Origin of the sequence: Bosea vestrisii, from assembly GCF_030144325.1 — a bacterium.
GTDB classification, from domain to species: domain Bacteria; phylum Pseudomonadota; class Alphaproteobacteria; order Rhizobiales; family Beijerinckiaceae; genus Allobosea; species Allobosea vestrisii_A.
The window spans coordinates 938,741-960,904 of the sequence record NZ_CP126307.1 but is presented as its reverse complement, the minus strand read 5'-3'; the positions used below and the strand labels follow the sequence as shown (position 1 = coordinate 960,904).

Annotated in this window: 19 protein-coding genes and 2 pseudogenes; 17 read left to right on the top strand and 4 right to left on the bottom strand. The window is 66.4% G+C overall.

From position 1 onward, the window contains the following. Nucleotides 1–81: 81 nt before the first annotated feature. The 3 genes from QO058_RS04690 to QO058_RS04680 are packed head-to-tail and all read right to left on the bottom strand — an operon-like array spanning nucleotide 82 to nucleotide 3,056. Entirely contained in the window at nucleotides 82–1,587 is a 1,506-nt protein-coding gene (locus tag QO058_RS04690; protein ID WP_284170664.1) for a tripartite tricarboxylate transporter permease, read from the bottom strand. A gap of 15 nt (nucleotides 1,588–1,602) precedes the next feature. Beyond that, a complete protein-coding gene (locus tag QO058_RS04685; protein ID WP_284170662.1) occupies nucleotides 1,603–2,052 on the bottom strand; it encodes a tripartite tricarboxylate transporter TctB family protein in 450 nt (149 codons plus the stop codon). A gap of 14 nt (nucleotides 2,053–2,066) precedes the next feature. Beyond that, nucleotides 2,067–3,056: a Bug family tripartite tricarboxylate transporter substrate binding protein gene (locus QO058_RS04680; RefSeq protein WP_284170660.1), complete on the bottom strand. Its 990-nt coding sequence runs from the start codon at nucleotides 3,054–3,056 to the stop codon at nucleotides 2,067–2,069. Between the two features lie 244 nt (nucleotides 3,057–3,300). On the opposite strand from QO058_RS04680, the gene QO058_RS04675 reads away from it, so the two are divergent. The 5 genes and pseudogenes from QO058_RS04675 to QO058_RS04655 all read left to right on the top strand — a co-directional run. Beyond that, entirely contained in the window at nucleotides 3,301–4,293 is a 993-nt protein-coding gene (locus QO058_RS04675) for a Bug family tripartite tricarboxylate transporter substrate binding protein (RefSeq protein ID WP_284170657.1), read from the top strand. A gap of 47 nt (nucleotides 4,294–4,340) precedes the next feature. After that, complete coding sequence (locus QO058_RS04670; protein ID WP_284170654.1) at nucleotides 4,341–5,246, top strand: LysR family transcriptional regulator; 906 nt, start codon at nucleotides 4,341–4,343, stop codon at nucleotides 5,244–5,246. Nucleotides 5,247–5,340: 94 nt separating this feature from the next. Continuing rightward, nucleotides 5,341–6,290, top strand: a pseudogene (gene kdgD, locus QO058_RS04665) (5-dehydro-4-deoxyglucarate dehydratase). Between the two features lie 266 nt (nucleotides 6,291–6,556). Next, a complete protein-coding gene (locus QO058_RS04660) occupies nucleotides 6,557–7,585 on the top strand; it encodes a lactonase family protein (protein WP_284170651.1) in 1,029 nt (342 codons plus the stop codon). Between the two features lie 27 nt (nucleotides 7,586–7,612). Further along, nucleotides 7,613–8,434: pseudogene (locus QO058_RS04655) on the top strand (efflux RND transporter permease subunit); the annotation flags it as partial. A 117-nt stretch (nucleotides 8,435–8,551) separates the two neighbouring features. On the opposite strand, the gene QO058_RS04650 reads toward QO058_RS04655, so the two are convergent. After that, nucleotides 8,552–9,439: a GntR family transcriptional regulator gene (locus tag QO058_RS04650; protein ID WP_284170650.1), complete on the bottom strand. Its 888-nt coding sequence runs from the start codon at nucleotides 9,437–9,439 to the stop codon at nucleotides 8,552–8,554. A 133-nt stretch (nucleotides 9,440–9,572) separates the two neighbouring features. Between QO058_RS04650 and QO058_RS04645 the strand changes: the two genes are divergently transcribed. The 12 genes from QO058_RS04645 (at nucleotide 9,573) to fabF (ending at nucleotide 22,151) form a co-directional block, all read left to right on the top strand. After that, nucleotides 9,573–10,496, top strand: coding sequence for a hydroxymethylglutaryl-CoA lyase (locus QO058_RS04645; protein ID WP_284170649.1), 924 nt, complete (start codon nucleotides 9,573–9,575; stop codon nucleotides 10,494–10,496). After that, nucleotides 10,493–11,644, top strand: a complete 1,152-nt coding sequence (locus QO058_RS04640) for a CaiB/BaiF CoA transferase family protein (RefSeq protein WP_284170647.1) — start codon at nucleotides 10,493–10,495, stop codon at nucleotides 11,642–11,644. The genes QO058_RS04645 and QO058_RS04640 overlap by 4 nt, the downstream gene beginning before the upstream one ends. 20 nt (nucleotides 11,645–11,664) lie before the next feature. Further along, the gene (locus QO058_RS04635; RefSeq protein WP_284170646.1) at nucleotides 11,665–12,711 is read left to right on the top strand and encodes an ABC transporter substrate-binding protein; all 1,047 of its coding nucleotides are present in this window, start codon (nucleotides 11,665–11,667) and stop codon (nucleotides 12,709–12,711) included. A gap of 8 nt (nucleotides 12,712–12,719) precedes the next feature. After that, on the top strand, nucleotides 12,720–13,568 hold the full coding sequence (locus QO058_RS04630; protein ID WP_284170645.1) for an ABC transporter ATP-binding protein: 849 nt from the start codon (nucleotides 12,720–12,722) through the stop codon (nucleotides 13,566–13,568). Nucleotides 13,569–13,572: 4 nt separating this feature from the next. Further along, nucleotides 13,573–14,424, top strand: a complete 852-nt coding sequence (locus QO058_RS04625) for an ABC transporter permease (RefSeq protein WP_284170643.1) — start codon at nucleotides 13,573–13,575, stop codon at nucleotides 14,422–14,424. 6 nt (nucleotides 14,425–14,430) lie between these two features. Further along, nucleotides 14,431–16,380, top strand: coding sequence for an aconitase family protein (locus QO058_RS04620; RefSeq protein ID WP_284170641.1), 1,950 nt, complete (start codon nucleotides 14,431–14,433; stop codon nucleotides 16,378–16,380). 222 nt (nucleotides 16,381–16,602) lie between these two features. Further along, on the top strand, nucleotides 16,603–17,274 hold the full coding sequence (locus tag QO058_RS04615) for a CerR family C-terminal domain-containing protein (protein ID WP_284170639.1): 672 nt from the start codon (nucleotides 16,603–16,605) through the stop codon (nucleotides 17,272–17,274). Then, nucleotides 17,271–18,227: an HlyD family secretion protein gene (locus QO058_RS04610; protein ID WP_284170637.1), complete on the top strand. Its 957-nt coding sequence runs from the start codon at nucleotides 17,271–17,273 to the stop codon at nucleotides 18,225–18,227. Before QO058_RS04615 ends, QO058_RS04610 begins: the two co-directional genes overlap by 4 nt. Before the next feature lie 29 nt (nucleotides 18,228–18,256). Beyond that, nucleotides 18,257–19,156, top strand: a complete 900-nt coding sequence (locus QO058_RS04605; protein ID WP_284172817.1) for an ABC transporter ATP-binding protein — start codon at nucleotides 18,257–18,259, stop codon at nucleotides 19,154–19,156. Then, nucleotides 19,153–20,295 (top strand): ABC transporter permease, encoded by a 1,143-nt coding sequence (locus QO058_RS04600; protein WP_284170636.1) that lies wholly within the window; start codon nucleotides 19,153–19,155, stop codon nucleotides 20,293–20,295. The genes QO058_RS04605 and QO058_RS04600 overlap by 4 nt, the downstream gene beginning before the upstream one ends. A 74-nt stretch (nucleotides 20,296–20,369) precedes the next feature. Continuing rightward, on the top strand, nucleotides 20,370–20,876 hold the full coding sequence (locus QO058_RS04595) for a winged helix-turn-helix transcriptional regulator (RefSeq protein ID WP_284170635.1): 507 nt from the start codon (nucleotides 20,370–20,372) through the stop codon (nucleotides 20,874–20,876). A 9-nt stretch (nucleotides 20,877–20,885) separates the two neighbouring features. After that, nucleotides 20,886–22,151, top strand: coding sequence for a beta-ketoacyl-ACP synthase II (gene fabF / locus QO058_RS04590; RefSeq protein ID WP_284170633.1), 1,266 nt, complete (start codon nucleotides 20,886–20,888; stop codon nucleotides 22,149–22,151). Nucleotides 22,152–22,164: the final 13 nt, after the last annotated feature.

Here is a 22,164-nt window from a genome sequence, read left to right as displayed (position 1 = left end):
TGCACACGATGGGCAAAGGCAAGCGCCTGCTGATAGGCGCGCTCGGCTAACCGCGTCGGCGGTTATCAGACCGCCGGAATTTCAGGTCTCTTCTATGAGAGCAGCCTTCCGGTTTCGCATGATCGTCGGCGACAGCATTGCAAGCAGCATAACTGCGACGATGCCCAGCAGCACCGCGCTGATCGGGCGCTGCAGGAAGACCGAGAAATCCCCCTCGGACAACAGCATCGCGCGGCGGAAGTTCTCCTCGAGCTGCGGACCGAGCACCAGGCCGAGCAGCAAGGGCGCCGGCTCGACCCCGACCTTGATGAAGAAGTAGCCGATCGCGGCGCAACCGAGCATCAGCCAGACATTGAACAGGCTGTTGGCGATGCCATAGGTGCCGATGCAGCAGAACAGCACGATCGCAGGAAAAAGCAGGCGGTAGGGAATCTTCAACATCGAGACCCAGAGCCCGATCAACGGCAGGTTGATCACCAGCAGCATCAGATTGCCGACCCACATCGAGGCGATCACGCCCCAGACGAGCTTCGGTTGCTCCGTCATGATCTGCGGGCCGGGCTGGATGCCCTGCATCATCAGCGCGCCGATCATCAGCGCCATCAGCGCATTGGCCGGGATGCCGAGCGTCAGCAACGGGATGAAGCTCGTCTGCGCGCCGGCATTGTTGGCGGCCTCGGGGCCGGCCACACCCTCGATCGCGCCTTTGCCGAAGCGGGAGGGATCCCTGGCGAGCTTCTTCTCCAGCGCATAGGAGGAGAAGGGCGGCAGCGCCGCCCCGCCGCCCGGCAGGACGCCGAGCACCGAGCCGAGCGCCGTACCGCGGACCATCGCCGGAAAGGCCGCCCGCAGATCGGCCCGGCTCGGGATCAGGCTGCGGATCGACTGGCTGACGACGCGCCGCTCCGCTGGCCGCTCCAGATTGGCGATGATCTCGCCCAGGCCGAACAGGCCCATGGCGACCGGAACGAAGTCGAGCCCGTCGGAGAGCTCGGCGACGCCGAACGTCATGCGCGCCGCGCCCGAGCTGACATCGATCCCGATAAGGCCGAGGAGGAGGCCGAGCAGCACCATCGCCAGGGATTTGGCGACCGAGCCATGCGCCAGGACGACGGCGGCGATCAGGCCGAGCACGAGCAGGCTGAAATACTCGACCGCCGTGAACTTCAGCGCCAGCACCGACAGCGGCACGCTCATCACGGCGATGACGACAGTCGCCACCGTGCCGGCAAAGAACGAGGCGAGTGCCGCGATCGCCAGGGCCGTGCCGGCCTTGCCCTGCTTGGCCATTTCATGACCATCGATGCAGGTGACCACCGAGGAGGTTTCGCCCGGCACGTTGACGAGGATGGCGGTGGTAGAGCCGCCATATTGCGCGCCGTAGAAGATGCCGGCGAGCATGATCATGGCGCCGGGCGGCGACAGGCCGAAGGTGAAGGGTAAAAGCAGCGCCACTGTCGGGATCGGCCCGATGCCGGGCAAGACGCCGATGGCCGTGCCGATCACGACGCCGAGCAGGCACAGGCCGAGATTGTTCAGCTCGAGCGCGGTCGAGAGCCCGAGCAGCAGATTGTCGAAGAGTTCCATCGGCGGCTGGAGCCTTCAGCGCGGCCAGAGGGGCACCGGCAACGCCAGAACCTTGATGAAGAGGACGACCGCCGCGCCCGACAGGAGCAGCGCGAAGCGAACGGTCTCGCGCAGCCGGCCCTCGCGGGTGGCGAACCCGGCCAGGATGACCGTGACGACAGAGGTGATGGCCAGCCCCAGCCGCTCCGCCGTCAGCGCAAAGACACCGACCGCGCCGAGCACGGCCAGCAGCGGGCGCATCTGTACGGCTTCGATCGCGGGGCCCGCCCGCCTGAGGCCGCGACCGCAGAAGAACAGGCCGAAAGCCAGCAACGCGAGGGAGACGACCCGGGGCATGTAGCCTGCGCCCATATCGGCGGCGTTGCCGACAGTGAGGTTGCGGGTCGCGACGAGTGTGCCCGCCGCGACCGCCATGAGAAACAGGCCGAAGAGCAAATCCTGCCAGTCGATCGTGGAACGCGTCATCGGCCCGGCTCCGCTCAGCTGCCCTTGATGCCGGCTTCCTTGATGATGCCGCCCCAGCGCGTGGTCGCATCGCTCAGCCAAGTCGCGAACTCGGCCGGGGTGCCGGCGCGGACGACGCCGCCCTGCTCGGCGATCTTGGCCTTGATGTCGGGCATCTCCAGGATTTTGCCGATCTCGGCATTGAGGCGCGTGACCATCGCCGGCGGCGTGCCGGCGCGGGTCAGGATGCCCTGCCAAGTGCCCGCGTCGCCGCCCGGCAAGCCGACTTCCTTGAAGGTCGGGAGCCCCGCAACCCGCTCCTCGCCAGTGACGGCGAGACCGACGAGCTGCTTGTTCGAGACGAAGGGCAGCGTCGCGGTCGAACCGTTGATGATGACGCCGCTTTCACCGGAGACCACGGCTCGCGAGGCTGCCGCGCCGCCCTTGTAGGGCACGTTCTTCCACTGGATGCCGAGTTCCTTCGCCATCTGCACCGCGGTGATGTGATTGGCTGCGCCGACGCCGGAATTTGCGACCGCGAGCTTGTTTGGATTGGCCTTGGCGTAAGTGACCAGCTCCTGCGCCGTCTTGGCCGGAATGGATTCATGCACCGCCAGCACATAGGGGCCGAACATCACCATCGAGACCGGCGCCAGATCCTTGACGGGATCGTAAGTCAGGTCAGAGAACAGACTCGGCGCGGTCGCGAGCGAGCCGACATCCATCAGCAGCAGGGTGTGGCCATCGGGCGGCGCCTTGGCGACGGCGTCGGCACCGAGATTGCCGGCGGCGCCCGGCTTGTTCTCGATCACCACGGACTGGCCGATCGCGGCCGAGAGCTTGGGGGCGATCAGGCGGGCGAGAATGTCGGAAGTTCCGCCGGGCGCGAATGGCACGACGAGCCGGACCGGGCGCTCGAAATTCTGCGCCGCGACGGGCTGGGCGGCGAGCGCGGCACCCGTGAACGCTGCCAGGACGAGGCCCTTCATGAGGGTCGTCGAGAATCGGAATCTGGGTGGGATCATGATTTCCTCCTGTGGGGCGCAAGCCTGGCCCGATGGCCGGATTGCGAGGTCGCAAGCAATCTTGAAAGCTGCCTTGTCCGCCGCAGGATAGGTCAGGCACGATGCGCCGATGAGTTAGATTGGCAATGGAACGATATCTTTTTTGGATCGCACGATAGCGGCAAAGAGCTTGCCGGAGCCCGGTGGCCGCCTACTCTCGCCGGCAGACGACAAAAGTCGCGACGGGGATCTTCGGGAGGACATGATGAGCAGATCGATCACGCGCCGTGCGGCGCTCGGCCTTGCGGGCGGTGCGCTCGCCATCCCGCTGGTTTCGCGCCGCAGCTTCGGACAGGCCTATCCGACCAAGCCCGTGACGGTGATCGTCCCGTTCGGGGCCGGCGGTACGACCGACCTCGTCGGACGCATCATCTGCGAGAAGCTGACGCAGCGGCTGGGCAAGGCCTTCGTCATCGAGAACCGCGCCGGCGCCGGCGGCAATACCGGCGTGGCCGCGCTCTCCCACGCCACGCCCGACGGCTACACGATCGGCATGACGACGCCCTCGACGCATGGGATCAACCCGAACCTCTACAAGGAAAAGCTGCCCTTCAAGCCGTTCGACGATTTCGAATTCCTGTCGCTGGCCTCGTCGCAGCCGAACTTCCTGTGCATTCATCCCTCGATCCCGGCGCAAAGCGTCGCCGAGCTCATCGCCTATCTGAAGGCTAATCCGGGCAAGGAGAATTTCGGCTCCTCCGGGATCGGGACCTCGATTCATCTTTCCGGGGAGCTCTTCATGCAGCTCGCCGGCGTGACGATGCAGCATGTCACCTATCGTTCCTCGGGCGCGCTGGTGCAGGATCTGATCGCCGGCAACGTCAAGATTTCCTTCGACAACTTCACCTCGCCCTATCCTCACTACAGGGCGGGCACGCTGCGCGGGCTCGCCGTCACGACCACCGAAAGGGCCAAGATCGCGCCGGAGGTGCCGACGCTCGCCGAGACGCTGCCGGGCTTCGACATCAGCTCCTGGAACGGCTTCCTCGCACCCAGGGGCACGCCGAAGGAGATCTGCGACAGGCTCACCGGCGAAATGCAGGCCGTGCTGAAGGACCCGGCCGTGGTCTCGCGCTTCGAGGAACTGGGCGCGGCGGCGACGCCATCCAGCGGCGCGGAGGCCAGGAAGAAGGCGGAGACCGAGATCGCGAAATTCAAGGGCATCATCGACAAGGCCGGGATCACCATCCAGAACTGACATCACGCCACTGCCGGACTGGGCTGGCGCCGCCGGAGAGGCTGGACATGTTCGAGTTGAGCCAGCTGCGCTGCTTCGTCGCCGTCGCCGAGGAGCTGCATTTCGGCCGGGCGGCGGTGCGTCTCAACATGACGCAGCCCCCGCTCAGCCGTCAGATCCAGATTCTGGAGCGGATACTCGACGTCGTGCTGCTGGAGCGCAGCAACCGGACGGTGAAGCTCACCCCGGCGGGCGAGAGCTTCCTGGCGGAGGCCCGCCGCCTGCTCAAGCTCGCCGAGAGCGCGGCGCTGCTGGCCAAGCGCGTGGCAAACGGCAAGGCCGGATCGATCAATATCGGCTTCACCGCGACCTCGGCCTATTCCTACGTGCCGGAACTCGTCGCCGCCTGCCGCCGCGAACTGCCCGATGTCGAGGTCTCGCTCAAGGAGATGGTCAGCGGCGATCAGCTCAAGCGGCTGGATTCGGGCGAGATCGACATCGGCCTGCTGCGCCCACCGATTCCACGCACCGGCCTCAGCGCCTTTCGCGTCACGGCCGAGCCACTGATCGCGGCCGTGAACGTCGGCCATGCGCTGGCACGTTCCGAGACGATCGCGGTCGAGGACCTCGCGGCCGAGCCCTTCATCATGTATGCGCCGTACGAGGCGCGCTATTTCCATGATTTGCTCGTCGAGCTGTTCTCGCGGGCAGGCCTCGTGCCGAATTATGTCCAGCACCTGGCGCAGATCCACTCGATCCTCGCCATGGTCCATTCCGGGGTCGGCGTCGCGCTGGTGCCGCAGGCCGCGATGAACCTGCACTTCAGCGGCGTGGCTCTGCGCCCGATCGATCTACCGAAACAGAGGCCGGCTGAGCTGTTCTTCGTCAGCCGGGAGGACAACGACAATCCGCTCCTGCCGATCGTCGCAGCGCTGGCGCGGGGGCTGGCCCAGGAGCCGGCAAAAGCGGGCTGAACGATCCAATGAATGGATCGCCCGATACAGTGATTGGTCTCAATCGGCATCGTTCTTGATCTACTGCTCGACTGAATTCAGCGAGGAGCCGATCATGAGCAAGATGACCCCCAGGAGATGGCACGACATATCGGCAACGGGTTGCTGTCGTTTCCAGTCACGCCCTTCGCTGCCGGCAACATCTTCGACGAGGCGCGCTACCGCTCCAATCTGGACTGGCTCTGCGGCTATGACGTCGCCGGCCTGTTCGCCGCTGGCGGAACCGGCGAGTTCTTCTCGCTCTCGCCGGCCGAGGTCGTGACCGTGGTGGCCACGGCGGTCGCGGAGACCAAGGGGCGGGTGCCGGTTCTCGCGGGCGTCGGCCACGGCACGCAGATCGCCACCGAGCTCGCGGCGGCGGTCGAGAAGGCGGGCGCCGACGGCATCCTGCTGCTGCCGCCCTATCTCGTCTTCTCCGAGCAGGAGGGGCTCGCCGCCCATATCGAGGCCGTCTGCAAGGCGACCAGGCTCGGCGTCATCGTCTACAATCGCGACAACGCCATCATCACCGAGGAGACCTTGGCCGGGCTCTGCGAGCGCAATCCCAATCTCGTCGGCTACAAGGACGGCATCGGCGACATCGAGCTGATGACGCGCATCCATCTGCGCATGGGCGACCGGCTGACCTATATCGGCGGCCTGCCCACCGCCGAGACCTTCGCGCTCCCCTATCTCGAAATGGGCGTGACGACTTATTCCTCGGCGGTCTTCAATTTCGTCCCGCACTTCTCGACCAAGTTCTATGCCGCAGTGCGCCGCCGCGATCGCGAGACGGTGCAGGCCGGGCTGCGCGACTTCATCCTGCCGCTGATCGCGATCCGCAACCGCAAGCGAGGCTATGCCGTCTCGATCATCAAGGCCGGGATGAAGGTGGTCGGCCGCGATTCCGGCCCGGTCCGGACGCCGTTGACCGACCTCACGCAGAGCGAGATGGAAGAACTCGCGGCCCTGGTCGCCCGGCTCGACAAGGGCGAATTCGCGACGCGCGAACTCGCCGCCGCCTGAGCACCATCCCTGCGGAGACGCCGACGATGTCGCACTGGGCCGGTGCGGCGTCGCTTTCGGTTGCCGAGGCAACCGCGACCGCGATGCGTCGATTGCATCGGTCGATACGTCCTTTGAGCTGTCCCCTGGCGGTCGCGGCCCTCTAACCTGCCTCCTCATAAAAGGTCGAGCTGCCGGCAAAGGCGGCCGACGCCACTGGGGGGACGATTATGATTGCCACGAAGACCACTGGTGTCGCCGCATTGGTTGCGGTCATGATGATGGCCATGCCTGCGACTTCAAAGACCATGGTCTATGTCTCGAACGCCGACAGCCGCCAGATCAGCGTGCTCGAGCTCGATGCGCAGCTCGGCGAGCTCAGACCCGTCGAGACCGTCGCGGTGACCGGCACCGCGATGCCGATGGCGATCTCGCCCGACAAGCGCCATCTCCATGTCTCGCTGCGCTCGCAGCCCTTCTCGGTCAGCACGTTCGCGATCGACCGGCAAAGCGGCAAGCTCGGGCTGCTGTCCACCGTGCCCTTGCCCGACAACATGGCCTATGTCGCGACCGACCGGACGGGCCGCTTCCTGCTCAGCGCCTCCTATTCCGGCGACAAGATCGCCATCAACCCGATCGACGCCCAGGGCATCGTCGGCGCAGAGCCGGTCCAGGTCGTGCAGACCCGCAAGCATGCGCACGCGATCCTGAGCGACCGTGCCAACAAGCATGTTTTCGCGAGCAATCTCGGCGGCGACATCCTGCTGCAATACAAGTTCGACGCCACGACCGGTCGCGTCACCCCGAACGAGCAGCCCTTCGTCGAGACCAAAAAGGGCGCAGGGCCGCGCCATTTCGTCTTCAGCCCCGATGACCGGTTCGCCTATCTGGTCAACGAACTCGATGGCACGCTCAACGCCTACCGTTTCGACACCGCCAAGGGCACGCTGGCCGAGATCGGGAGCGTCAGCATCGTGCCGGCCGGCTTCCAGGGCGGTGCTCCGTCCGCCGCCGAGCTTCGCATCGCGCCGAACGGCCGCTTCATCTACGCGTCGGAGCGGACGTCGAACACGATCACAGCTTTCAGGATCGATGGCACTAACGGGGCGCTGGCACCCGCCGGCCATTTCGCGACGGAAACGCAGCCACGCGGCTTCAATATCGACCCGAGCGGGCGCTTTCTGGTCGCGGCCGGGCAGAAATCCGATTCCGCAACGCTGTATGCGATCGACGCCGAAAGCGGAGCGCTGACGGAATTGAAACGCTATCCGCTGGGCAAGAATCCGAACTGGGTTGAAATCATCGATCTGCCTTGAGCGACCATCTGCTTGAACTGCGACGGCGAGCCCGCGCGTCTCGCGGACTTCCCGCTGATGAGCCGCGATGGCCGCCAGATTCCGCTCGACCAGATCGGCCGCCCCGAAATCCGCCTGGAGGAACCGATCCTCAAGCGCCGCGATCGGATGCCGACAATCGCGATCCGCTCGGACATCAACGAAGCGACCCAACCTCCGGAGGTCTCCAAGCAGGTCATGACGGCGCTGCAGCCGGTGATCGCATCGCTTCCCGCCGGCTATCGCATCGAAATGGGTGGATCGATCGAAGAAGCTGCCAAGGCCAACACCGCGCTGGGCAAGGTCTTCCCGGCCATGATCGCGATCACGCTGATCGTCATCATGCTCCAGGTGCGGTCCATCTCGACCATGGCCATGATCATGCTGACGGCGCCGCTCGGCCTCGTCGGCGTCGTGCCGGCGCTGCTCGCCTTCAACCAGCCCTTTGGTTTCAACGCGATTCTGGGCCTCATCGGCCTCGCTGGCATCCTGATGCGCAACACATTGATCCTGGCCGAGCAGATCAAGGAGAACTGCGCCGCCGGCCTCGACGACTATCACGCCGTCATCGAAGCCACCGTCCAACGCACGCGGCCGGTGATCCTGACCGCGCTCGCCGCCGTGCTCGCCTTCATCCCGCTCACGCACTCCGTCTTCTGGGGCTCGATGGCCTACACGCTCATCGGCGGCACGGCCGTCGGCACCGTGCTGATCCTGCTCTTCCTGCCCGCCCTCTACGCCGCGTGGTTTCGGATCCAGCCGATCGCAGATGAGGCGGCTCAGGTTTCAGCTGAGGAACCGGAGCTGCGAACCGCGATGGCTGCGGAGTAGAGGTGTCGGGAGAGACCCTCAGGGTTCCGAGTTGAAGCTCATTCGGCCGACTATGAGGTCCGCTTTCTGGTAGGCATCCAATGTCAGGATCTGGCGCATGGCTGGCTGTCGCGAGGCCTAGCCGATCTGGTCGCCGCCGCCGCTCCAGTGGAGATGGGTGCGCATGAGCGCGGCGGCCTGCTCGCGGTCGTCGCGTTCGAGCAGGTCGAGGATCTGCAAATGCTCTTGGGTGTGGCACTCGACCATCTCCAGGTCAGGAATGAAGCGGTAGGCGAACAGCCGCCGGATTCGATTGAGCCGGCGGAGGGCTTCGAGCAAGAAGGCATTGCCTGAACACTCCGCAATGGCTTCATGGACTTCGCAGCCGAAACGGAACATCTCGGAGAGGGTGAAGACTCGCAGGCCGTCCTTGCGGACGCGCTCCTGGTGCTCCCGCACCGGCGCCATCAGTTCGGCATTCCACCGGAAGGTCGGCTCGAGGATGCCGCCGGGCTCGATCATCATACGCAAGCGCCCGGTTTGGGCGTACGCTTGAGGACTGTTGAGGGTCTGCGTGAAGCGCCAGCCGTAGCCGCGCAGGCGTTCGACCCAACCCTCTGCTGCGATCCGATCCAGCAGACGCAACAGCTCGGCCCGCTTCAAATTATAGCGGCGCATCAGCTCGGCCTCGCTGATGACGTCAGGCACGCGCCCTTCGAGTCGGTCCTTGGCGATTGCCAGGTAATGGGTTTCGCTTCGGTCGCCGGCGTTTAGCGCCTTCAACGCGATGTCGGAATCGAGGCTCTGAACGAGGACGAAGCCCTTGTTCGGGACAGCCTCCGCCAAGCCGGCCTCTGCCAGCGAACGCAGGGCGGCGCGGACCGGGCCGCGCGAAACGCCAAGACGATTGGCGAGTCGATGCTCGAACAGCCGCTCGCCGCACCGGATGTTCTCGCTGCGCGCGATCTCGACGATCTTGCCCGCGAGCTCGATCGCTTTCGTTAAAGCTGAAATGCCGTCCCTCATGCCGGCCTTGTACCCGATATCTGTTCGACTGACTGCCGCCCTTGACTCCAGGCGGCGAGGGGGAATTGACAATCTGATTGCAGGTTTTGTACTTTGTCGCAACAAATAACAAAATAATGCTCTAGGGAAAACGATGCGCGATATCGAAATCTGCGAGGTTGGCCCGCGCGACGGACTGCAACTGGTGCGGCAGGTGATGCCGACGCAGACGAAACGGTCTTGGATCGAGGCTCTGGCGCGCTGCGGCTTCGGCGAGATCGACGCGACCAGCTTCGTGCCACCGCAGGCCTTTCCGCAATTCGCCGATGGGGCAGAGATGGTGCAGGCCGCGCGCACAGCCGACGCGCAATGGCGAGTCGGGGCGCTGGTGCCGAACGCCAGGGGCGCCGAGCGTGCAATCTCGGCGGGAGCCCAGATGCTCTATTGCATCGTCTCGGCCAGCCACAGCCACAGTATGGCCAATACGCGGCGCACGCGTGAGGAGCAGGCGGAGATCGTTGGCGCCATCGTCGCACAGGCGAAGGCACAGAGCGAAGCACCGCATGTCATGGGCGGCATCCCGACTGCCTTCGGCTGCTCGCTCGAAGGCCGGGTCGCCGAACGCGACGTCTGCCAGGTCGCCGAGGCGCTGGCCCGGCGCGGCGTCGACGAGATCGGGCTCGCCGACACGGTCGGCTATGCCGATCCGCGGCTTGTCCGGGCGCTGGTCAAGGCCGTCCGCAGTGCGATCGGCCCGGACATGCCGATCCGGCTTCATTTCCATGACACGATGGGGCTCGGCCTCGCCAATGTGCTGGCCGGGCTGGAGGCCGGGGTGACCACCTTCGACGCCGCCTGCGGTGGGCTCGGCGGCTGTCCCTTCGCACCCGGCGCCTCCGGCAACATCGCGACCGAGGACCTCGTCTTCATGCTGGAGCAGATGGGCCTGCGGACGGGGATCGACCTGGCGCGCCTGCTCGCAGCGACCGACATCCTCGCCGCTGCCCTGCCAGAGGAGCGGATTCGCAGCCATGTCCGCGAGGCCGGCCTGCCGAAGGTCTATGAGGTGGCCGCGTGAACCCGCTGCCGCTCGAAGGGGTCCGGGTCATCGAGTTCTCGCAGATGGTGATGGGGCCGTCCTGCGGGATGATCCTTGCCGATCTCGGGGCCGACGTGATCAAGGTCGAGCCGCCGAAGGGCGACCGGACGCGCTTCTTCAAGAGCGTCGCCTCCGGCTTCTTCAACACCTACAGCCGCAACAAGCGCAGCGTCGTCATCGACACAGCGACGCCGGAGGGGCGCGAGACCGCGCGCGAGCTGATCCTCGGCGCCGACGTGCTGATCGAGAACTTCCGCCCGGGGCTGCTGGCCCGGTATGGCCTCGACTACGAGACGCTCGCGCCCGACGCGCCCCGGCTGATCTATTGCTCGCTGAAGGGCTATCTGCCGGGCCCCTACGAGAACCGCCTCGCACTCGACGAGGTCGTCCAGATGATGGGCGGCCTAGCCTATATGACGGGGCTTCCTGGTAAGCCGATGCGCGCCGGCGCCTCGGTCAACGACATCATGGGCGGCATGTTCGGGGTGATCGCGATCCAGGCCGCTCTGGCCCAGCGCGAGCGCAGCGGCAAGGGCAGCTACATCCAAAGCGCGCTGTTCGAGAACAACGTCTTCCTGATGGGCCAGGCGATGATGTTCGAGAGCGTGACCGGCGAGCGCTCGGTCCCTTGGTCGGTGAAGGAATCACCCTGGCCTGTCTACGACCTGTTCGACACAAAGAGTGGCGAGAAGATCTTCATCTCGATCGTCGGCGAGGAGCATTGGCAGGGGTTCTGCCGGACTTTCGGCCGCGAGGCCTGGCTCGACGATCCACGGCTCGCGACCGGCCAGGGCCGCGTCGACAATCGCGGCTGGCTGATTCCCGAGATCAGGTCGATCGTGGCCCAGTACGACGTCGCCGAGATCAGCCCTATCCTGGAGCGGCTGGAGCTGCCCTTCGCACCGGTGAACAAGCCGGGCGACCTGTTCGACGATCCGCATCTCAACGCCTCGGGCGGGCTGCTCGACCTGACCTTGGGCGATGGCCGCACCGTGCGCACGCCCGCTTTGCCTTTCACCTTCGACGGGGAGCGCCTGAAGAAGCGGCGCGATCCGCCCGCGATCGGCCAGCACACCGACGAGGTGCTGGCGGAACTCCAAGACCGGAAGACCGGCACCGCCAACTGACACCGTCCAGGGAGGACACCATGGAGATCACACGCCGAGATTGGCTGGCAGGGAGCGGCAGCCTCGCGGTCGCCGGCCTTTCTCCCGCCGCCGGACGCGCCCAGTCGGCGACAGCTTCGCTCGCCTATGGGCCGCAGACCGCGGTCTACGCCCTCGGCGCGATCGCCGAAGCGCGCGGCTTCTTCAAGGCCGAGAAGCTCGATCTCAAGTTCGTCGTCGGCAATGCCGGGACCCATGGCCGCCAGACGCTCGCAGCAGGCCAGGCCCTGTTCGCCCACGGCGATGCGAGCCATCCGTTGCAGCTCTCGACGCGCGGCAAGCCCTGCAAGATCATCATGGCGACGCAGATGATCTCGTCGATCGCCAACGTCGTCATCCGCAAGGACCTGTTTGATGCGGGCATCGACAGCGTCGAGAAGCTCGCGGCCTACAAGCGGCCGAACGGCGGCAAGCCCGTTATCGCCGCGACTGCGATCGGCTCCGGTACCTGGATGTACGGGACTTATAATTTTGAGTCGAAGGGATTGGGCGACAAAGTGACCTGGGTCGCCGGTGGCGGGCTGAACACCATGCTGCCCGGGCTAGAGACCAAGCAGTTCGATGCGATCATTGCCCCGCCCGGCTGGGTGGTGGAATCGGAGGCGAAGGGCTTCGGCAAGGCGATCTTCGATACCTCCAAGCCCGGCGTCTTTGTCTCCGCCTATGGCGGCACTGTGCCCGTTCTCGTCCTCTACGCGCTGACGGAGACCTGCGAGCAGGAGAAGGCCAAGGTCCAGGCCTTCATCAACGCGATGTATCAGGGGATGAAATGGGTCAAGGCGACGCCGATCGACGAGGTCTACGCGCTGGTCGGCGAGAAGCTCTACAGCGGCCAGGACCCCAATGCGGTCAAGGCGGAGCTCGGCTTCGACAAGCAGACCTGGGAGTACGACGGGCGCATCGACAAGGGCTCCTTCGAGCGCGGCGGCAAGGTCTGGTATCGCCAGGGGACCGATATTCCGCCGGCGAAATTCGAGGACATCGTCGACATGACGTTCCTCGAAGCCGCGCGCGCCAAGTTCGGATGAGCCCGGTCATGGCACTGGCTCAACGCACCCGGCTCGGCACCTCGCTCGCGCAGGCGGAGCCGGCGCAAGAACGCGTCCGCATCACTGTCCGGAATCTCGACAAGCGCTATGGGGCCGGCGAAGCGGGGGTCAAGGCGGTCGACGATGTCTCCTTCGAGGTCAAGCAGGGCGAGTTCGTCGCGCTGCTCGGTCCGTCCGGCTGCGGCAAGAGCACCATCCTTAACATGGTCGCGGGCCTCATCCCGCGCAGCGGCGGCCATATCGCCATCGATCAGGACGAGGTCAGGCTAGGCGAGGTCAATCGCAAGGTCGGCTATGTCTTCCAGCGCGACACAGTGTTCCCCTGGCGGACGGTCGAGGCCAATATCGGCTACGGGCTCGAAATCGCCGGTGTCGACAAGGCCGAGCGCAAGGCCAAGGTCGCGCGAGCGATCGAAACGGCCGGGCTCGACGGCTTCGGAGCGAAGTTCCCGCGCATGCTGTCGGGCGGCATGCGCCAGCGCGTTGCGCTGATGCGCACCCTGATCATGGAGCCCGAGATCCTGCTGATGGACGAGCCGTTCGGGGCGCTCGACACGCACACCAAGCTCGAAATGCACAAGACCCTACTCGATATCTGGGAGCGCGAGCGCCAGACGGTGCTGTTCGTGACGCATGACCTCGGCGAGGCGCTGACCCTGGCGAGCCGGATCATCCTGCTCTCGGCCCGGCCCGGCCGGCTCAAGGAGGATTTCGAGGTGCCATTCGCCCGGCCGCGCGACGCGGTCTCGCTGCGCGAGAGCGCCGAGTTCGGCAAGCTCTACTCCCATATCTGGCATTCGCTCGGCGAAGAGTTCAGACGGACCAAGGCGGAGTGAGACGATGAAGCAATCCTCCGCGAAGGTCGTCGCCTGGCAGGTCGCGATCCTGGTCATCGTCCTCTCGATCTGGGAATGGGGCTGGAGCCTGCGCGCCATCGCTGCGCTGAAACCGCTCGTGCCCGGCATCCTCGATCCCTATTTCATCTCCAAGCCGTCGATGATCTCGACGAGCTTCCTGAAATTGAGCTGCCTGGGCGATGCGGCCGGCTTCGGCGCCTGCTTTGCCCGCAACGACAATAATCTCTGGCTGGCACTGCTGATCACGCTCAAGAACATGTGGTGGGGCTTCGTCTTAGGCACCGTGTCCGGAGTGGCCTGCGGGCTGATCCTCGGGCGCTCCGATTATCTCTCGCGGATCTTCCAGCCCTATGTCGTGGCGATGAACTCGATCCCGCGCATCGCGCTGGTGCCGCTGATCATCCTGATGTTCGGGCTCGGCGACATGTCGAAGATCGTCACGGCCTGGATCGTCGTGTTCTTCGTCGTCTTCTTCAACACCTTCGAGGGCACGCGCGCCGTTGACCGCGACCAGATCGCCGCGGCGCGTTTGCTCGGCGCGTCCGAAATGACGGTGCTGCGCACGGTCGTGATCCCCTCGGCGCTGGCTTGGGTGTTCGCCTCGCTGACCCCGGCGGTCTCCTTCGCGCTGATCGGCGTCATCGTCGGCGAGTTCATCGGCGCCGAGCGCGGTCTCGGCAAGCTGATCATCGAGGCGGAGGCGCGGGCCAACGCCGCCGAGATGATGGTCGCGATCTTCGCGATGATGGTCGTCGGCATCCTGCTCGCGACCATCGTGCGGCAGCTGCAGAGCTATCTGTTGCGCTGGCAGCCGCAATTCGAAGCGCAGGCCTGACCGGCCATGCGACCGATCCGCTTCGACGGCCGGGTGCTGTTCCTGTCGGCCGATGCCGGGGCCGTTCGCCGGCAGTTGCAGGGCGAGGATCTCGAACGCGAGACTGCGGGCGCGCTGCGCGACGACGTCTCGACCGACGAGATCACGCCGCTGCCCTCGCTGGTGCATTTCGATGACGAGATCGGCCGGCATGCCCATACCGGCTATCGCGCCGGCGAGAGCAACCCGATCCCGCTCGACGCCCTGCGCCTTGGCGGCTTCGGCGTCCTCGTCGCCGGCCGCCGCTACGGCAAGGGGTCGTCGCGCGAACATGCGCCTTTGGCCGAGCGCGCGGCCGGGATCAAGCTCGTCATCGCCGAGAGCTTCGAGCGGATCTACCGCCAGAACTGCGACAATATCGGGCTGTTCACCTCGACCGATTTCGGCCTGCTCGACCGCATCCGGGCCGGCCAAGCCATTCCGCTCGCCGGTCTGCTGCAGGGGCGAGATGAACTGGCGGCGCGAATTCTCGCCGCCGGTGGCCTGCTCGAATATGGTCGGACTCATCTCGGCGACGCGAAGCCGGCATCGTTGCCGGAGGATACGGTGCCGCGAACGCTCACCCAGAAGATCATCGCGCGCCATCTCCTGGCCGAGCGCGGGCGTCGCTGGACGGCCGAGCCGGGAAGCGGCGGCTTCGTTCGGGCGCGCTTCCGTTTCATCCACGAGATCTACACGGCGATGGCGGCGCATATGCTGCATCGTTGCTATGGCCGGCCGCTCGCTTTGCACGAGCCGGACACGATCCTCTGCTTCGAGGACCACAACTCCTATGCGCATCGCTCGCCGACGCATCGGCGGCAGAACCTGCTGCCGGCGATCCGCCGGCTCTCGGAAGGGCATCGCGCCTTCGCCCGCGACTACGAATTGAAGGACCGCGGCTATCTCGCCGGTGAGGAAGGTTCGGAAGGCATCTCGCATGCGCTGATGGCCGAGACCTATGCCGTTCCCGGCGAGATCTGCGTCGGCACCGACTCGCATACGCCGCATTCGGGGGCACTTGGCTGCCTCGCTTTCGGCGTCGGCACGACCGACATGGCCAACGCGTTCATGACTGGCGCGGTCCGGCTCACAGTCCCGGAATCGCTGTTGATCCGCCTCGAGGGCAGCTTGCCCTCCGGCGTGACCGCCAAGGACGTCGTCCTGAAGCTGCTCGCCGAGCCGCGGATCCGGGCCGGGCTCGGGCTCGGCCGCGTCTTCGAATTCGCCGGGCCGGTCGTGTCGGCGATGTCGATCGACGAGCGTGCGACGCTGACCAACATGACGGCGGAGCTCGGCGGCTTCAGCGGGATTGTCGCGCCCGATGCCGAGACTGCCCGCTTCATCCGCGAGCGGCGCGGGGACGACGTCGTGATCGAGGACTGGATGGCGAGCGATCCGGGCGCGCCCTATGCCGCCGAGCTGAACTTGGACTGCTCGGTCTTGACGCCGATGCTCGCGGCCCCCGGCGATCCCGGCAACGGCATCGCCTGCGATGAACTCGCCGCACCGGTCCCGATCGGCATCGCCTATGCCGGTTCCTGCACGGCCGGCAAGCGCGAGGATTTTGACCAATACCATGAGGTCCTGGCCTGGGCGGCGGCGCGCGGCCTGAAGGTCCCGGGCAACGTCGTCTTCTACTTGCAATTCGGCACTGTGGCCGTGCGGCGCTACTGCGAGGAGCGCGGCTATCTCGATACGTTCAGGCGCGTCGGCGCCCAGATCCTCAACCCGGCCTGCGGAGCCTGCGCGCAATGCGGGCCTGGCGTGTCTTCGCAGGCGGAGGAGGTGACGATCAGCGCGATCAACCGCAACTTCCCCGGTCGGTCCGGCCCTGGCAAAGTCTGGCTCGCGAGTCCGCCGACGGTTGCGGCCAGCGCGATCGCCGGCGAGGTCGTCTCGTTCGGAGAGTTGCAGCGCCGGATCTCGAATGTATGAGGTCAGGTCCCAGGATCGATCGATGACGGCTGTGCGCAGGCGGCGAGGTGCGCCGCCGACGCTTTCGGGCTCGGTGACAAACTGGACGCGCCGCGGTGACGGAATACGCGTGTTAATGACAAACTCTCTGTATCTTGAGACCTCGAAGGGGGATCGGGAGAGAGTTGCCATGATTTAATCAATCGATTGATTGAATTACGGAGCCATGCTATCGCTCCCGCCATGGCACGCACATCGATCCTCAAGGACGCCGAGGGCACGCGGCAGGCGCTGATCCGGACAGGGCTCGACCTGTTCGGCCGCCACGGCTTCGACGCGACCTCGACGCGCGAAATTGCCCAGGCGGCGAAGGTCAACAGCGCCGGCATCGCCTATCATTTCGGCGGCAAGGACGGGCTGAGGCAGGCCTGCGCCGAGGCGATCATCGCCCGGATGCAGGCAGTGCTGGCTGGCGGCGCGCCGGCGGTCGCGATCGCAGTCGATACGGCTGATCGCGATGCGGCCACCGAGCAGTTGCTCGCGCTGATCGACCGGGTCGTAACCTTCCTGACGACGGTGCCGGAGAGCGAAGTGGTCGCCCGCTTCGTCGTGCGCGAGATGCTGACGCCGAGCCCGGCCTTCGACACGATCTATGGCGGGCTGTTCGAGCCGGTGCATCGCCGGGTCTGCCAGGTCTGGGCGGCGGCAACCGGGATGGAGCCGGAAGCGCCGGCGACCAGGCTCGCGGTCTTTGCCGCGATCGGCCAAGTTTTCTATTTCCGTATCGCGCGCCCGGCGGTCACGCGGCGCCTGGGCTGGGACGATATCGGTCCCAATGAAGCGCGCGCCATCGGCGAAACCGTCAGGCGCTCGGTTCGCGCCAGCATTCTCGCCTGCAGGGGAGAGGCGTCATGATCCTCGACTTCATCTGCTCCTTCGCCATTGCCGCTTCGCTCGGCGTCTGTGCGCCGCCTTCGACCCGTGTCGTCGGCTATGTCGAGGGCGAATATGTCCGGCTCGGCCCGATCGATACGGCACGGATCGAGAGCGTTGCGGTCAGGCGCGGGGAGCGGGTTGCGCCGGGCGCACTCCTCGCCGAACTGCAGGCGGACGATGCCCGCAACGCCGTCGCCGAGAGCGAGGCGCGGCTGGTCCAGGCGCAGGCGCAGCTCGCCAACCTGCTCAGCGGCAAGCGGCCGGAGGAGATCGCCGTGATCGAGGCGACGGCCGTCTCGGCCAAGGCGCAGGAGCGCGAAGCGGAGCGGGCGCTGGAGCGGCGGCAGGATCTCTTCCGCCGCGGCGTCTCGACCCAGGCCGATCTCGACCAAGCCCAGACAGCGCGTGATGTCGCCACGTCACGGGTGCGCGAGACCGCCGCCAATCTGAATGTCGCCCGGCTGGCTGCACGCGAAGAGGAGATCAACGCGGCACGCAATCAAGTGGCGCAAGCGCAGGCCGGGCTCGACCAGGCGAAATGGCGGCTCGGCCAGCGCAAGCTGATGGCGCCGGCCGCCGGGATCGTCACCGACCTGATCCGTCATCCCGGCGAGCTTGCCGGTCCATCGGCGCCGGCGCTGACGATCCTGCCCGATGGCGCGGTCAAGCTCATGCTCTATGTGCCGGAGGCGCTGTTGTCGGGCACCACGGTCGGTACGCGGCTCGACGTGCGCTGCTCCGGCTGTCCGCAGGGGCTTTCCGCCACCGTCTCCTATGTCTCGCAGGAGCCGGAATTCACCCCGCCCGTGATCTATTCGGCGCAGACCCGCCAAAAGCTGGTCTATCTCGTCGAGGCACGACCCGAAGGCGGTCCGGCGGAGCGGCTTCAGCCCGGCCAGATCGTCGATGTCATGCTGCGGGGGCGGCGGTGAGCGACGGCAACGTCATCGATGTGCGCGGCATGACCAAGCGCTTCGGCAAGCGCACGGTGGTCGACAATGTCGACCTGACCGTCCGGCAAGGGGAGATCGTCGGCTTCCTCGGCCCGAACGGCTCCGGCAAGACCACGACGATCCGGCTGATCTGCGGGCTGCTGACCCCCGATGCGGGCGAGGGCACCGTGCTGGGGCTCGATGTCCGCACGCAGAGTGCTGAGATCAAGCTCCAGGTCGGCTACATGACGCAGAAGTTCTCGTTCTACGAGGATCTGACGATCGAGGAGAACCTGACCTTCGTCGCCCGGCTCTACGCGCTGAAGCCGGTGCAAGATGCAGTCGCCCGAACGCTCGACAATCTCGGCCTGACCTCGCGCAAGGACCAGCTCGCCGGCACGCTCTCCGGCGGCTGGAAGCAGCGGCTGGCGCTCGCCGCCTGCATCATGCACCAGCCGAAGTTGCTGCTGCTCGACGAGCCGACCGCCGGCGTCGATCCCAAGGCCCGGCGCGAATTCTGGGACGAGATCCACCGGCTCGCCGGCGATGGCCTGACCGTGCTGGTCTCGACCCATTACATGGACGAGGCCGAGCGCTGCCACCGCATCGGCTACATCGCCTATGGCCGGATGCTGGCGACCGGTACTGTCGACGAAGTCGTGAAAGGCTCGGGGCTCTCGACCTATGTCGTCCATGGCGCGCTGAAGCCGGCCGAGATCGCCGCGCTGGCGAAGACCGATGGCGTCGAACAGGTCGCGCCTTTCGGGACGACGTTGCATGTGGTCGGCACCGACAAGGCGAAGCTGGAAGCGGCGCTAGCGCCGCTCAAGGACCGTCCCGACCTCCGCATCGAGCCGGACGCAACCAGCCTGGAGGACGTCTTCATCCAGTTCATGGCGAAGGCGCAAGCCGAGGGGAGAGCGGCATGAGCGCGATCGCCCTGTTCTCGCCTGGCCGGCTTGGCGCGGTGCTAGCCAAGGAATTCGTGCAGATGCGGCGCGACCGCATAACCTTCGCGATGATGCTGGTGGTGCCGATCGTCCAGCTGCTGCTGTTCGGCTATGCGATCAACAACGATCCCAAGGGCTTGCCGGCGGCGGTTCTGGCGCTGGGTCAGGACCGCTACACCCGCTCGGTCGTCGCGGCGCTCGAGGTCTCCGGCTATTACCGCTTCGGCAAGCGGCCGGAGAGTGCGGCCGAGGCCGAGAGCCTGATGGCGCGCGGGGCGATCTCTTTCCTCGTCACCATTCCCAGCGATTTCGGCATGCGGGTCGAGCGTGGCGACGAGCCGCGCATCCTGGTCGAGGCCGATGCGACCGACCCGGCCGCGTCCAGCAATGCGGTCGGCGCGCTGCAGACCATTGCCAGTAGGGCTTTGACGCGGGCGCTCGGCACCGAGGAGCTGAAGCGCGAGCAGAGCGATAGTGCGCTCTCCTTCGTGGTGCACCGGCGCTACAATCCGGAGGGGATCACCCAGTACAACATCGTGCCCGGCCTGCTCGGCGTCATCCTGCAGATGACCATGGTGATGATGACGGCGATGGCGCTGACCCGCGAGATCGAGCGCGGCACGATGGAGAACCTGCTCGCCATGCCGGCAACGCCGGGCGAGATCATGCTCGGCAAGGTCTTGCCCTATCTCGCGGTCGGCAGCGTCCAGGTCGCGGTGGTGCTCTCCGCTGCGAAGCTGCTCTTCGGCGTGCCCTTCCTCGGCAGTCTCGCGCTACTCCTGACCTGCGTCACCATCTTCGTGCTGGCGCTGGTGCTGCTCGGCTACACGATCTCGACTATGGCACGCACGCAGCTCCAAGCGATGCAGCTGACGTTTTTCTTCTTCCTGCCGTCGCTGCTGCTCTCCGGCTTCATGTTCCCCTATGCCGGCATGCCGCTCTGGGCGCAGTGGCTTGGCGAGATCTTCCCGCTGACGCATTTCCTGCGCGTGGTCCGCGCGATCATGCTGAAGGGGGCCGACCTCGGCGATATCGGCACGGAGGTGTTCTACCTCTCCGTCTTCGTGCCGCTCTATGCCGGGATCGCGCTGATGCGATTCAGGAGCACGCTGGATTGAGGCGGGGCGCTGTGGCGTGCCCTACGCGGTCGTTGCTTGCAAAAAGATAGTGACTGCGGTAGCGGGACTGCGCCATGCAGCCCAAGCTCGCCCCGCTTGCCGAATGTCCCTGCGCCCTTGCGGTCGAAACCGTCGGCGAGTGGTGGAGCATCCTGATCCTGCGCGATGCGCTGCAGGGGCTCACCCGCTTCGACGAATTCGAGCGCAGCCTCGGGATCGCGCCGAACATGCTGGCGCGCCGGCTGAAGCATCTCACCGAGAGCGGCCTGTTCGAGCGGCGGCTCTACAGCGAGCGGCCGAAGCGCTACGAATATGTCCTGACCGAGAAGGGCCGGGACGTCTTTCCGGTCGTCGTGGCGCTGATCGGCTTCGCCAACCGGCACCTCGCGCCCGAGGGCGCCTCGCTGCTGCTGGCGGAGCGCCGGACGGGGCGGCCGATCTTGCCGATCGTCGTCGATGCGGCAACCTTGCAGCCGGTCACACCAGAAAGCGCCAGCGTCGTCGCCGGACCGCGCGCGAGTACCGACCTGCGCGAGCGCCTCGCTGCGCGCCATGCAGCCACCCGAGCCAGATCGAACTAGGAGTTCTCCATGCGTCGTATCGTCGTCACCGGACTGGGCGTCGTCTCGCCACTGGGCTGCGGAGCCGAGCTCGCCTGGCAGCGCCTTCTCGCCGGTCGCTCGGGCCTGCGCCGCCTGCCGGACGCGATCGCCGAGACCTTGCCGGCCAAGGTCGCAGGCGTCGTACCCAGCAAGGCGGAGGACAATGAGGGCGGTTTCGACCCCGATGTCGCGATCGCGCCGAAGGACCAGCGCAAGATGGATCGCTTCATCCAGTTCGCGCTGGTAGCCGCCAAGGAGGCGCTGGCCCAGGCCGGCTGGCAGCCGCAGAGCGAGACGGAGCGCGAGCGCACCGCGACGGTGATCGCGTCCGGCATTGGCGGCTTCCCGGCGATCGCCGAGGCGGTGCGGACCACCGATCAGCGCGGCGTGCGCCGGCTCTCGCCGTTCACGATCCCCTCCTTCCTGGTCAATCTCGCCGCCGGCCAGGTCTCGATCGAGCATGGCCTCAAGGGGCCGATTGGCGCGCCGGTCACGGCCTGCGCCGCCGGCGTGCAGGCGATTGGCGATGCGGCGCGGATGATCCGAGCGGGCGAGGCCGACATCGCGCTCTGCGGCGGCAGTGAGGCCTGCGTCGATCTCGTCGCGCTCGGTGGCTTTGCCGCGGCGCGTGCGCTGTCGACCGGCTTCAACGATGAGCCGGAGAAGGCCTCGCGGCCCTTCGACCGCGACCGCGACGGCTTCGTCATGGGCGAGGGCGCCGGGCTGCTGGTGATCGAGGCGCTGGAGCATGCGCAGGCGCGTGGCGCGACGATCCTCGCCGAACTGACCGGTTACGGCACCAGCGCCGACGCCTATCACATCACCTCCGGCCCGGAGGACGGCTCCGGCGCGCGCCGGGCGATGGAGACGGCGCTGAAGCAGGCAGGCCTGAAGCCCGGCGATATCAGCCATCTCAACGCCCATTCGACCTCGACGCCGGTCGGCGATCGCGGCGAACTCGCCGCGGTGAAAGCCCTGTTCGGCACGGACGGGGGCATCGCGATCAGCGCGACGAAAGCGGCGACCGGCCATCTGCTCGGTGCGGCCGGTGGGCTGGAGGCGATCTTCACCGTCCTCGCCTTGCGCGACCAGATCGCGCCGCCGACGCTCAACCTCGAGAACCCGGACGAGGACGCGGCTGGGCTCGACCTCGTCGCGAAGGTGGCGCGGCCGCTGGCGATGGAGCACGCGATCTCGAACGGCTTCGGCTTCGGCGGCGTGAATGCCAGTGCGGTGTTCAGGCGCTGGTCCTGAGCAGCGCGATCCG